Raw genomic sequence first — 12,779 nt, forward strand, 5'->3', positions numbered from 1 at the left:
GCCTTATTACGTGCGGTATTCAACAATAGTGTTGGGTGGCGGCACGTCTAGCCCGAGGAAGTATCCATGAAAGCTGATATCCATCCAGTTTACGAAGCCATTGACGCAACCTGCAGCTGCGGCAATGTCATCAAGACTCGTTCCACCCTCGCCAAGCCTCTGAGTCTGGACGTGTGCAACGAATGCCACCCGTTCTACACCGGCAAGCAAAAAACGCTGGACGTGGGCGGTCGTGTTGACCGTTTCAAATCGCGTTTCGGTGCGTTCGGCGCTGCCAAAACCAACTAATCCCTGGTTTTGCTGTGCACAAAGGCGTCCCTTGTGGACGCCTTTTTTGTGCCTGGGATTTGGCCTGGACACAAGTTGTCGATAAGCAGGGGCGGCTTTACCAGGTTTTCCCCTCGGGTCGACGGCGTGCGGCGCAACGCCGCAGGCAGCTGGATGAATGCGTACGACGAGAGGGCGTCAGGCAAGGGCGGGCGCGCTGGCTGAACCTGATCGGTCATCCTATGCTGGTGCGGTTGTCTGCGGTTTGAACGCTCTGCGACGGGGCCACAGAGGCTCGCGTATAAGCGTAAAGTCGTAGCTCGCGCCCCTTGACACAAGTGACCGGGCAGTCTTGTTCGGACTTTCTTACTTGCGTATCCTCGGCGGTCCGTCTGTCCCACAGAAATAAAAAAGCGGAATGCACACATGTCTGATCTGAAAACTGCCGCTCTCGAGTATCACGCCAATCCCCGACCAGGAAAACTGAGCGTTGAACTCACCAAGCCTACTGCAACCGCTCGTGATCTGGCGCTGGCCTACAGCCCGGGTGTTGCTGAACCAGTACGTGAAATCGCTCGTGATCCTGAGCTGGCCTACCGCTACACCGGTAAGGGCAACCTGGTTGCAGTGATCTCCGACGGCACCGCCATTCTTGGCCTGGGTAACCTGGGTCCATTGGCGTCCAAGCCGGTTATGGAAGGCAAGGGTGTTCTGTTCAAGCGTTTCGCCGGGATCGACGTTTTCGATATCGAAGTGGACTCCGAAAGCCCTCAGGCTTTCATCGACACCGTTAAACGTATCTCCATCACCTTCGGCGGTATCAACCTGGAAGATATCAAGGCACCTGAGTGCTTCGAGATCGAAAAGGCGCTGATCGAGCAGTGTGACATTCCGGTTTTCCATGATGACCAACATGGCACCGCAATCGTTACTGCCGCCGGTATGATCAATGCCCTGGAAATCGTCGGCAAAACCCTGGAAGAGGCGAAAATCGTCTGCCTGGGTGCTGGTGCTGCCGCGATCTCCTGCATGAAGCTGCTGGTGAGCATGGGCGCGAAGATCGAAAACATCTTCATGATCGACCGTAATGGCGTGGTCCATTCCGGCCGTACCGACCTGAACCAGTACAAGGCAGTGTTCGCCCACGCGACTGAAAAACGCACCCTGAGCGATGCCCTCGACGGCGCTGACGTGTTTGTCGGTCTGTCTGGCCCGAACCTGCTGAGCGCGGAAAACCTCAAGCTGATGGCCCGTGACCCGATCGTGTTCGCCTGCTCGAACCCTGATCCGGAAATCGCCCCGGCCCTGGCTCACGCCACCCGTAACGACGTGATCATGGCCACCGGTCGTTCGGACTTCCCGAACCAGGTCAACAACGTACTGGGCTTCCCGTTCATCTTCCGCGGTGCCCTGGACGTTCGCGCCAAGCGCATCAACGAAGAAATGAAAATCGCTGCGGCCAACGCCCTGCGCGAACTGGCCAAGCTGCCGGTTCCACAGGAAGTCTGCGACGCCTACGGCGGCATCAAGCTGGAATTCGGTCGTGAGTACATCATTCCGAAGCCAATGGATGCACGCCTGTTGGGCCTGATCGCTGATGCCGTTGCGAAAGCGGCCATCGAGACCGGCGTTGCCACCCTGCCGTATCCGAAGCACTACCCGTTGAAAAGCGTCGATGACGTGTTCAACGGCTAAGGCCGAGTGATAAACAAAAAACCCGCAGTGATGCGGGTTTTTTTTGCGCGCAATATAGATAAGAGCGCTTCTGTGGGGCCGGCTTTAGTCGGGACTACGCCTTGCCGGCTAAAGCCCGTGCCACAGATGTCATCGATAGAGAATGGCATGTGGCCATTAGTCGCCTGACATTCTGCGTCACATCCGGACGCAGAATGCGGTGCTGTTGGATCAGAACAGGTCGATCGGTGCCGATTCATCTGCCGGCAGCGGGCTGCCCGGAACCACACCATTACCCAGTTCATTCACGCTCGGCGGCGTATCTTCACTCTTGAACAGCTCGAAGAAGGCGTTAGGTGTGCTCGGCGTCGCGGCGCGGCCACTGACCGGGTCGACCCGCAGGCTGAGAATGCCATCCGGTTCGGCCTGGGTATGTGGCGGCTTGTCCTTGAGCGCGGCACTCATGTAGTCCATCCAGATTGGCAGGGCGACGGTACCGCCAAATTCCCGTCGACCGAGGCTTTCCGGTTGGTCGAAGCCAGTCCAGACCGTGGTCACGTAGTCGGCGTTATAACCGGTGAACCAGGCGTCCTTGGATTCGTTTGTAGTACCGGTCTTGCCGGCGATATCCGGACGCCCCATGGACAGGGCGCGCCGCCCCGTACCCAGCTTGATCACGTCCTCCAGCATGCTGTTGAGGATGTATGTGGTGCGGCCATCGACGATGCGTTCGGCCACGGCCGGTGCGCCAGGATCCACGGCAGCAGGGGTGACGTTGGTGGTCAATGCCGGCCCATCATTGACAGCATAGATCGAGGTATTTGGCGCGACCTTGCTGTCAACGGCCGGTACGGTTGGCGGGTTGGCCGTGAACAGGGTGACGCCTTCACGGTTCTCGATCTTCTGGATCAGGTATGGCGAGACCTTGTAGCCGCCGTTGGCAAAGGTCGCCCAACCGGTGACGATTTCCATCGGCGTCAGGGTTGCGGTACCCAGGGCCAGGGACAGGTTGCGCGGCAGATCGGTCTTGTTGAAGCCGAAGCGGGTGATGTAGTCGATCGTGCTCTCGACACCCAGGGCCTGCAGCAGGCGGATCGATACCAGGTTACGCGACTTGTACAGGGCTTCGCGCAGACGAATCGGACCAAGGAAGGTGCCGTTGTCATTCTTCGGACGCCAGACCTTGTCCAGATACTCGTCGACGAACACGATCGGTGCGTCGTTGACCAGGCTGGCGGCGGTGTAGCCGTTGTCCAGAGCAGCGCTGTAAACGAATGGCTTGAAGCTCGAACCCGGCTGACGCTTGGCCTGGGTCGCGCGGTTGTAATTGCTCTGTTCGAAGGCAAAGCCGCCGACCAGTGCCCGGATGGCGCCGTTTTTCGGGTCCAGGGACACCAGCGCGCTCTGGGCGGTGGGGACCTGGCTGAATTTCAGAGTGCCGTCAGGCTTGCGCTGCACGCGGATCAGGTCGCCGACATGGGCCACGTCGGCAGCCGAACGCGGTGCTGCGCCAATGCTGTTGGTATTCAGGTAAGGGCGCGCCCATTTCATGCTGTCCCAGGCAACGGTTTCTTCTTTTTCGCCGTTATGGGTCAGGACGCGCAGGCCGCTCTTGTCGATCAGGGTGACGATGGCCGGTTCAAGGCCGCTGATAGTGCGCTGTTTGATCAGCTCCTGGGTCCAGGCCTCGCGGGTCATGCCAGGGAATCGGCTTTCCGGGCCGCGGTAGCCGTGACGCTGGTCGTATTCGATCAGGCCGTCCTGAACAGCGCGGTTGGCGTCTTCCTGGCGGTCGCTTGGTACGGTGGTGGTGACACGGAAGCCTTCAGTATAAGCGTCGCTGCCATAGCGGCCGACCATTTCGGCGCGGGCCATTTCGGCGACATACGGGGCATTAACTTCCGGCGTCGGCACGTGGTAGCTGGCGTTGAGCGGCTCGGCCAGAGCGGTCTGGTAGGCCTTTTCGTCAATCTTGCCCAGCTTGAACATCCGCCCCAGGATCCAGTCGCGGCGCTCTTTGGCGCGGGCCGGGTTGGCCAGGGGATTGAATCGCGAAGGTGCCTTGGGCAGACCGGCAATCGTAGCCATCTGCCCCAGGCTGGCATCGCGGATCGATTTGCCGTAGTAAACCTGCGACGCCGCCTCGATACCGTAGGCGCGGTTGCCCAGGTAGATTTTGTTGACGTACAACTCAAGGATCTCGTCCTTGGTCAGTTGGCGCTCGATTTGCAGGGCAAGAAGAATCTCGGTGGCTTTACGTGAAAAACTTCTTTCGCTGGTCAGGAAAAAGTTTTTTGCCACCTGCATGGTGATGGTACTGCCGCCGGTCTGAATGTGACCGCTTTTCACCAGTTGTGAAGCGGCGCGCATCAAACTGCTGGGGTCGACGCCGTAATGGTTGGCGAAGTTGTCATCCTCGGCCGAGAGCAGGGCGTTGATGAAGTTGGGCGGAATCTCGGAGAAGCGGATCGGCGAGCGGCGCATTTCGCCAAACTCTGCAATCAATTTGCCGTCACTGCTATAAACTCGCAGCGGGATTTGCAGCTGGATGCTTCTCAGGGCGTCAACGGACGGCAGGCTGGGGCTCAGGTAAAGATAGGCACCGCTCAGAACGAGCAGCAGCCCACAGACCATGGCGACGAGAGACCACCAGAAAAACTTCAGCAGGCGTATCAAGGCTTTTGGATTTCCAGAAAAAAGAATGGGTTAAGCGCAGGCATCAACAAATGAACACGCCTTGAAGCTTGTTTAAACGAAAAAAACGCTGGGCATTATAAGCATTTTTCGTCTCCGAGCGTTATTTGCGCTACTGTCAAGGCAGCCGCCGGTGGCACTGAACAAAAAATTGTCCGTAAGTGACGGAAACTCATAGGAAATAGGTTGTGTTCGAACTCTTCAGTAAGAAGGCCAATACCCTTCTAGGGATCGATATTAGCTCCACCTCGGTAAAACTCCTTGAATTGAGTCGTTCCGGCACCCGTTACAAGGTCGAGTCATACGCGGTCGAACCATTGCCCGCCAATGCTGTGGTCGAGAAAAACATTGCTGAGCTGGAAGGCGTCGGGCACGCCTTGTCGCGCGTGCTGATCAAGGCCAAGACCAGTGTCAAAAACGCGGCGGTTGCAGTTGCCGGCTCTGCGGTCATCACCAAGACCATCGAGATGGATGCGGGTCTGACCGACGACGATATGGAAAACCAGCTCAAGATCGAAGCTGACCAGTACATTCCCTATCCCCTCGAAGAAGTGTCCATCGACTTTGAAGTCCAGGGCTACTCGGTGCGCAATCCCGAGCGTGTCGAAGTCCTGCTCGCTGCCTGCCGCAAGGAAAACGTCGAAGTCCGCGAAGCCGCCCTGGCCCTGGCGGGGCTGACCGCCAAGGTAGTCGACGTCGAAGCCTATGCCCTGGAGCGTGCCTTCGGCCTGTTCTCGGCCCAGTTGGGCAACGGTCACGAAGAACTCACAGTCGCCGTTGTGGATATCGGCGCGACCATGACCACCCTTAGCGTGCTGCATCGCGGTCGCATCATCTATACCCGCGAGCAACTGTTCGGCGGGCGTCAGCTGACCGAGGAAATCCAGCGTCGCTACGGCCTGTCCATGGAAGAGGCCGGGCTTGCCAAGAAGCAGGGCGGCCTGCCTGACGACTACAACATGGAAGTCCTGGCGCCCTATAAGGACGCTCTGGTCCAGCAAGTTTCCCGCTCGCTGCAATTTTTCTTCGCCGCCGGCCAGTACAACTCCGTGGACTACATCATGCTGGCAGGCGGTACGGCTTCCATTGCCGGTCTCGACAGGTTGATCCAGCAGCGCATCGGCACCCCTACACTGGTCGCCAATCCGTTCGCCGACATGGCCCTGAGCGCCAAGGTCAATGCCGGTGCGTTGTCCAGTGATGCCCCCGCCCTGATGATTGCCTGCGGCCTGGCCATGAGGAGCTTTGACTGATGGCGCGGATTAACCTTTTACCCTGGCGTGAACAACTGCGTGAAGAGCGCAAGAAACGCTTTCTCACCGCCCTGGCATGCGTGCTGGTGATGGCTGTTGCCCTGCTGATGCTCGTCGATCGCTATCTCAGTGCCGAGCTGAGCAATCAATTGGCGCGCAACGTCCTGGTGCAGAAAGAAGTCGCCCAACTGGATCTGCGCATCAAGGAAATCAGCGACCTCAAGGCGCGCCGCAAGCAGTTGCTGGAGCGCATGAAGATCATTCAGGACCTGCAAGGCAACCGGCAGGTCATTGGCCGGGTGTTCGATCAACTGGCCCGCAGCGTTCCGGATGGCGTCTATTACAACGAAGTGACTATGAAGGACAAACTCATCTCCATCAGCGGCATCGCCGAGTCGAACAATCGGGTGTCGGACCTGATGCGTAATCTCGCCGCGTCGTCATGGCTGGAGTCGCCGAATCTGACCGAGGTCAAGGCGGCTGCCGCCGGTGCCGTGGATCAGGCCAACTCCTTCCAGCTGACGGTGCGCCAGACGCAGCCTTCGGTTGAGGGGGCCAAGCCATGAGGCCCGCAGAATGGCTGGAGAGCCTGCGCAAGGTTGAAATCAGCGAGCTGGACGTCAACAACCTCGGTTCGTGGCCGGTGGTGGTCAAGGTCATTGCTTCGGCACTGTTAATGGTGCTGGTGCTGGGCCTTGGGTATTTCTTTTATATCCAGGACCTTGAAGGCCAGCTCAGCTCTGCGCAGATCGGTGAAACAACGCTCAAGGAGCAGTTCACCACCAAGGCGTTCCAGGCGGCCAACCTTGAGCCGTACAAGCGCCAGATGACCGAGATGGAAAACACCTTCGGTGCCTTGCTGCGACAACTGCCCAGCGATACCGAAGTGCCCGGCCTGCTTGAAGACATCACCCGCACGGGGCTGAGCAGCAACCTGGAATTCGAAGAGATCAAGCTGTTGCCCGAGTCGGTGCAGCCTTTCTACATCGAGCTGCCGATCCAGATCACCGTGGTCGGGGCGTACCATGACCTGGCGACCTTCGCCAGCGGCGTCTCCAGCCTGCCGCGTATCGTTACGCTGCATGATTTCGCGATCAAGCCCGCCGACCCGAAGAATCCGCTGAAGCTGCGCATGAGTATCCTGGCCAAGACTTACCGCTACAACGATGAAGGGCTGAAGAAATGAGGGTGGCGCGATTGCTGTGCGTCAGTGCGGCCTTGATGGGGCTGGCCGGTTGCGGTAACGACAACCAGTTTGCCGATTTGACGACGTTCATGAACGAAGCGAAGGCCAGGCCCACCGGGGTCATCGAGCCACTGCCCAAGTTTCGTCCTTATGAAGCCTTTGCCTATAGCGCCTCAAACCTGCGCAGTCCTTTTCAGCCGCCGATCAAGAACGACACCGTTGCCCGGCAGAAAGGCTCGCGGCAGATCAAGCCGGACGAGACGCGGGTCAAGCAGTTCCTCGAAGGCTTCGGCATCGAGACGTTTGAAATGGTCGGCACGATTTCCAACGACACCGGTACTTTTGCCCTGTTGCGCGGCGCTGGCGGCGTGCATCGGGTCAAGGTAGGCGATTATCTGGGCCGCGATAACGGCCGGATCGTCTCCGTCAGTGATTCGCAGGTGGATGTCATCGAAATTGTTTCTGATGGGGAGGGAGCCTGGCTGGAACGACCGCGCAGTATTTCCCTTAAAGAACGCTCATGAAGTGGGTTGGAACAAGCATGCAACAACGGAAATTCATCATGACCCGGATTCTCTCGATTATCGGTGTATCGCTATGGATTGCGATGATTTCGCCGGTGACCCAGGCCGCCAGCCTGAAGGCGCTGGACGTCGCTTCATTGCCTGGAGACCGGGTCGAGCTGAAGCTGACCTTTGACACGCCGGTCCCTGAGCCGCGTGGCTATACCACTGCGCAGCCGGCACGTATCGCACTCGATCTGCCGGGCGTGGTCAGCCAGTTGGCCAACAAGACCCGCGACCTGGGCGCCGGTAACGCCCACAGTGTGACCGTGGTCGAGGCCAAGGACCGCACGCGGGTTATCGTCAATCTGACGACGCTGGCGCCTTATTCGACGCGAGTTGAAGGCAATCGCCTGTTTGTCATCGTGGGCCAGGGGCCGAGCCCTGTTGCCGCCGCGCCTGCCGCTCAGCCAGTGCAGCCTGCGGCGGCCCGACCAACCAACAGCAAGGGCGCCGCCCAGGTGTCGGTGCCGCCGTCGACTCCGGCCAGGGCCTATGTCCCGGCTGGCCGGGTGATCAGGAACGTCGACTTCCAGCGCGGCGAACTGGGTGAAGGCAATGTCATCATCGACTTGGGTGATCCGGCCATGGCGCCGGATATTCAGGAGCAGGGCGGCAAGATTCGTGTCGATTTCGCCAAGACCCAACTGCCGGACAAACTGCGCCTGCGCCTGGACGTGAAGGACTTCGCCACGCCGGTGCAGTTCGTCAACGCCTCGGTGAGCGGTGACAAAGCCAGCATCGAGATCGAGCCTGCCGGCGCCTTCGACTATTCGGCCTACCAGACCGAAAACAAGCTGACCATCAGCGTGCGCCCGTTGACCACCGAAGATGTGGCCCGCCGTGCCGCCGATAAACCGGTGTACACCGGCGAGAAGCTGTCGCTGAACTTCCAGGACATCGACGTGCGTTCAGTGCTGCAATTGATCGCTGACTTCACCAACCTCAACCTGGTGGCCAGTGACACGGTTCAGGGCGGTATCACCCTGCGCCTGCAAAACGTACCGTGGGATCAGGCGCTGGATCTGGTGTTGAAAACCAAGGGCCTGGACAAGCGCAAGGTCGGCAGTGTGCTGCTGATCGCGCCAGCGGATGAAATTGCCGCCCGCGAGCGTCAGGAGCTGGAGTCGATGAAGCAGGTGGCCGAACTGGCACCGCTGCGTCGCGAGCTGTTGCAGGTCAACTACGCCAAAGCCAAGGACATCGCCGACCTGTTCAAATCGGTGACCCGTCAGCAGGCCGAGGGCGCTGAAGAGAAAGAACGCGGCTCGATCACGGTCGATGCCCGCACCAACAGCATCATTGCCTATCAGACCCAGGAGCGCCTCGACGAACTGCGTCGTATCGTGGCCCAGCTGGATATTCCGGTGCGTCAGGTGATGATCGAGGCGCGTATCGTCGAAGCCAACGTCGGCTATGACAAGGCGCTGGGTGTGCGTTGGGGCGGGGCGACCACTCTCGGCAAAAATGGCCAGCTGTATGGTCTCGATGACAATGGTGACGAAGCTGGCAATACCACCGGCAATCTGACCCGAAACGTACCATTCGTAGATATGAGCGCCGCCAATGCCACCTCCGGCTTCGGCATCGGTTTCGTCACCGGCAACACCTTGCTGGACCTGGAACTGAGCGCCATGGAGAAGACCGGTAACGGCGAAATCGTTTCGCAGCCCAAGGTCGTGACCTCCGACAAAGAGACCGCGAAGATCCTCAAGGGTACGGAAATCCCGTATCAGGAAGCCAGCTCCAGCGGCGCGACCACGGTCTCGTTCAAGCAGGCTGCGTTGTCCCTGGAAGTGACGCCGCAGATCACCCCGGACAATCGCATCATCATGGAAGTGAAGGTCAACAAGGATGAGCCGGACTACTTGAATACCGTGCTGGGCGTGCCGCCGATCAAGAAAAACGAGGTCAACGCCAAGGTGCTGATCTCCGATGGCGAGACCATCGTGATCGGTGGCGTGTTCTCCAATACGCAAAGCAAAGTTGTCGACAAGGTGCCATTTTTGGGCGATGTGCCGTACATTGGCCGCCTTTTCCGACGCGACGTGGTTTCGGAGCAGAAATCCGAGCTGCTGGTATTCCTGACTCCGCGTATCATGAACAACCCGGCGATTGCTGTGAGTCGTTGATTCTGTGCGAAATTTAATACTTGTAGGGCCGATGGGTGCAGGCAAGAGCACCATCGGCCGTTTGCTGGCCAAAGAGCTGCGATTGCCGTTCAAGGATTCCGACAAGGAAATCGAACTGCGCACGGGTGCCAATATCCCGTGGATCTTCGACAAGGAAGGCGAGCCCGGATTTCGTGATCGCGAGCAGGCCATGATTGCCGAGCTCTGTGCTGCCGACGGCGTCGTTCTGGCGACCGGTGGCGGCGCGGTCATGCGCGACGAAAATCGCAAGGCCCTGCACGCCGGAGGGCGCGTGGTCTATCTGCACGCCTCGGTGGAGCAGCAGGTCGGGCGTACCGCCCGTGATCGCAATCGCCCGCTGCTGCGTACGGCCAACCCGGAGCAGGTGTTGCGTGACCTGTTGGCCTTGCGCGATCCGCTGTACCGTGAAATTGCCGATGTCATCATCGAAACCGACGAGCGGCCGCCGCGAATGGTCGTCCTTGACATCCTCGCGCGCTTGGCAGAGCTTCCTCCCCGTTAAAGCGCAGGCAGAAATGCGCTATCCTCGGCGACCACTGGAGCAGGCAGGTAGCATGGCCATATGCCATTTCCGCGCCGCTCGCAGATGCCCAATCGTTATTCAATGTGGGGACACATGCAGACATTAAAGGTCGAGCTTGGCGAACGCAGTTACCCGATTCATATTGGCGAAGGCCTGCTGGACCGGCTTGAGCTGCTGGCGCCGCATATCGTCGGGCGGCAGGTAGCCATCGTTTCCAATGCGACTGTCGCACCTCTCTATCTTGAGCGGCTGACCCGCACACTGGCCGGATACAGCGTGATTTCGGTAGTGCTGCCCGATGGCGAGGCGTTCAAGAACTGGGAAACCCTGCAAACCATCTTCGATGGCCTGCTGACTGCGCGCCATGATCGCCGGACCACGGTAATCGCTTTGGGCGGTGGTGTGATCGGCGATATGGCCGGCTTTGCCGCAGCCTGCTATCAGCGTGGCGTCAATTTCATCCAGGTGCCGACGACCCTGTTGTCTCAGGTCGATTCGTCGGTGGGTGGCAAGACCGGTATCAACCACCCGCTGGGCAAAAACATGGTCGGCGCCTTTTATCAGCCCAATGTGGTGCTGATCGACACGGCAACCCTGAACACCTTGCCTGAGCGTGAGCTGTCCGCCGGTCTGGCCGAAGTCATCAAATATGGCCTGATCTGCGACGAGCCCTTTCTGGTCTGGCTCGAAGAGCATGTCGAGCAGTTGCGCAGCCTGGATCAGGTCGCATTAACCGCGGCCATCGAGCGTTCCTGCCGGGCCAAGGCTCTGGTGGTGGGCGCCGACGAGCGCGAGACCGGTGTGCGTGCCACCCTCAACCTCGGCCATACCTTCGGCCATGCCATCGAAACCCATATGGGTTACGGCGTATGGTTGCACGGTGAGGCGGTGGGTGCGGGTACGGCGATGGCGCTGGAAATGTCCTCGCGCCTTGGCTGGATCACCACCCAGGAGCGCGATCGTGGTATTCGCCTGTTGCAGCGAGCCGGCTTGCCGGTCGTGCCGCCACAGGAAATGACCCCGGAACACTTCCTCGAACACATGGCTGTCGACAAGAAAGTGCTTGATGGCCGTATGCGTCTGGTCCTGCTGCGCCGTATGGGTGAAGCAGTGATTACCGACGATTATCCAAAAGAAGTACTTCAGGCCACCCTGGCGACGGATTACCGCGCTCTGGTGGATCAGCTTAGAGGCTAATGATAAATCCATGACGAGTTTGCATGCCGACGAGGCCTTCCTCGGCCATTACCAGTTAAGTCATGACCCTTTTGCACCACGGGTGCCTGGCTTCAAGTTTTTCCCGGCGCAACGCAAGCCGGTTTTGGGGCAGCTTCATCATCTGGCGCGTTACAGCCAACTGCTCCTGCTGGTCACCGGCCCTCAGGGCAGTGGCAAGACGCTGTTGCGTCAAGCGCTGGTCGCCAGTACCAACAAGCAATCGGTGCAGAGCGTCGTCGTTGCTGCGCGCGGTGCCAGCGATGCTGCGGGCGTCATGCAGCAGGTCGCCCAGGCGCTGGGTACGTCCCATGCCGACATGCGCACCATTCAAGCCCAGGTCGTGCAACTGGCCCTGACCGGCCAGGAAGTCTACGTGTTGGTGGACGATGCGGAACAACTGGGCGATTCCGCCCTCGAAGCCCTGTTGGTTTTGGCGGCCGGGACTGCCGAGGGGCGTCCTCATGTGTTCCTGTTCGGTGAGGCTTCACTGATCGATCGCCTGGAAACGCTATGCGACAAGGTCTCCGGCGAGACCGAAGGCGAGCGTTTCCATGTCATCGAGTTGCAGCCTTACAACGAAGATGAAACCCGCGAATACCTGGAACAGCGCCTTGAAGGTGCCGGGCAGGGGATCGGCTTATTCTCGGCCGAACAGATCAGCGATATTCATGAACATTCCAATGGCTGGCCTGGTGCAATCAACCAGGTGGCCCGAGATTCGATGATTGAAGCGATGATCGCCAGTCGTACGGCGGTCAAGCGTCCAAGTATGGGGTTCAAGATGCCGAAGAAACACGTATTGGCTTTAGGCGCCGTGGTAGTGGTCGGGGTACTGGCCGCCTGGCTGATGCCGGGGCGTGGTGGCAACAGCAACTCCACCGCTCCTGCAGCGCCTGCTGCCCAGGCACAATTGCCGCTGGGTCAGGGCAAGCCGGTTGCGCAGCAGTCCAACAATGGCGGTCCGGCCATTGAGTTTGCAGGTAACACCCAGCCGATGCCGTTGCCGCTGGTCGGCAACTCCCAGCCCGTGATGCGCGGCCCATTGGCTGAGGCAGCAGGTTCCGGTGATGGCGACGATGATGGCGTGCCGTCCACGTCGCCAGGTCAGCCACCGACCGTCACGACTACAGCGCCGCCACAAGGCGCAGCGGCCGGTGCCGTGCCGCAAAGCCCGCGTTCGTCCATTCAGCCACCTGCCGGTGCAGCAGCTGCCGCCGCAGCGGCGGCCGCACGTCCAACGCCTGCGCC

The 12,779-nt window shown here is 59.6% G+C and carries 11 protein-coding genes; 10 read left to right on the forward strand and 1 reads right to left on the reverse strand.

Annotated features, from left to right (window positions below; all coding sequences use genetic code 11):
* The first annotated feature begins 66 nt into the window (after positions 1 to 66).
* A complete protein-coding gene (gene rpmE / locus ACCD02_RS22790; RefSeq protein WP_259104279.1) occupies positions 67 to 288 on the forward strand; it encodes a 50S ribosomal protein L31 in 222 nt (73 codons plus the stop codon).
* A 405-nt stretch (positions 289 to 693) separates the two neighbouring features.
* On the forward strand, positions 694 to 1,962 hold the full coding sequence (locus tag ACCD02_RS22795; RefSeq protein ID WP_413306863.1) for a malic enzyme-like NAD(P)-binding protein: 1,269 nt from the start codon (positions 694 to 696) through the stop codon (positions 1,960 to 1,962).
* 210 nt (positions 1,963 to 2,172) lie between these two features.
* On the opposite strand, the gene ACCD02_RS22800 is transcribed toward ACCD02_RS22795, so the two are convergent.
* Complete coding sequence (locus ACCD02_RS22800) at positions 2,173 to 4,614, reverse strand: penicillin-binding protein 1A (protein WP_413306896.1); 2,442 nt, start codon at positions 4,612 to 4,614, stop codon at positions 2,173 to 2,175.
* Positions 4,615 to 4,823: 209 nt separating this feature from the next.
* Here ACCD02_RS22800 and ACCD02_RS22805 point away from each other — a divergent pair, with 209 nt between their 5' ends.
* From ACCD02_RS22805 to ACCD02_RS22840, 8 genes are all read left to right on the forward strand, one after another.
* Positions 4,824 to 5,888 carry a pilus assembly protein PilM gene (locus ACCD02_RS22805; protein ID WP_413306865.1) on the forward strand — a complete coding sequence of 355 codons (1,065 nt, stop codon included), beginning with the start codon at positions 4,824 to 4,826 and terminating at the stop codon, positions 5,886 to 5,888.
* Positions 5,888 to 6,454, forward strand: a complete 567-nt coding sequence (locus ACCD02_RS22810) for a PilN domain-containing protein (RefSeq protein WP_413306867.1) — start codon at positions 5,888 to 5,890, stop codon at positions 6,452 to 6,454. Before ACCD02_RS22805 ends, ACCD02_RS22810 begins: the two co-directional genes overlap by 1 nt.
* Positions 6,451 to 7,074 carry a type 4a pilus biogenesis protein PilO gene (gene pilO, locus ACCD02_RS22815; protein ID WP_413306869.1) on the forward strand — a complete coding sequence of 208 codons (624 nt, stop codon included), beginning with the start codon at positions 6,451 to 6,453 and terminating at the stop codon, positions 7,072 to 7,074. The genes ACCD02_RS22810 and pilO overlap by 4 nt, the downstream gene beginning before the upstream one ends.
* The gene (locus ACCD02_RS22820) at positions 7,071 to 7,598 is read left to right on the forward strand and encodes a pilus assembly protein PilP (RefSeq protein WP_413306872.1); all 528 of its coding nucleotides are present in this window, start codon (positions 7,071 to 7,073) and stop codon (positions 7,596 to 7,598) included. The genes pilO and ACCD02_RS22820 overlap by 4 nt, the downstream gene beginning before the upstream one ends.
* 38 nt (positions 7,599 to 7,636) lie before the next feature.
* Positions 7,637 to 9,769 carry a type IV pilus secretin PilQ gene (gene pilQ, locus ACCD02_RS22825; RefSeq protein WP_413306899.1) on the forward strand — a complete coding sequence of 711 codons (2,133 nt, stop codon included), beginning with the start codon at positions 7,637 to 7,639 and terminating at the stop codon, positions 9,767 to 9,769.
* 4 nt (positions 9,770 to 9,773) lie between these two features.
* A complete protein-coding gene (aroK, locus tag ACCD02_RS22830) occupies positions 9,774 to 10,292 on the forward strand; it encodes a shikimate kinase AroK (RefSeq protein WP_413306874.1) in 519 nt (172 codons plus the stop codon).
* Between the two features lie 114 nt (positions 10,293 to 10,406).
* Positions 10,407 to 11,510, forward strand: coding sequence for a 3-dehydroquinate synthase (gene aroB / locus ACCD02_RS22835; protein WP_413306877.1), 1,104 nt, complete (start codon positions 10,407 to 10,409; stop codon positions 11,508 to 11,510).
* Positions 11,511 to 11,520: 10 nt separating this feature from the next.
* Positions 11,521 to 12,779: AAA family ATPase (locus ACCD02_RS22840; RefSeq protein WP_413306880.1), on the forward strand; the 1,259-nt coding region annotated here is incomplete at its 3' end.

The organism is Pseudomonas sp. Pseusp88 (assembly GCF_047303955.1).
Taxonomy (GTDB): Bacteria; Pseudomonadota; Gammaproteobacteria; order Pseudomonadales; family Pseudomonadaceae; genus Aquipseudomonas.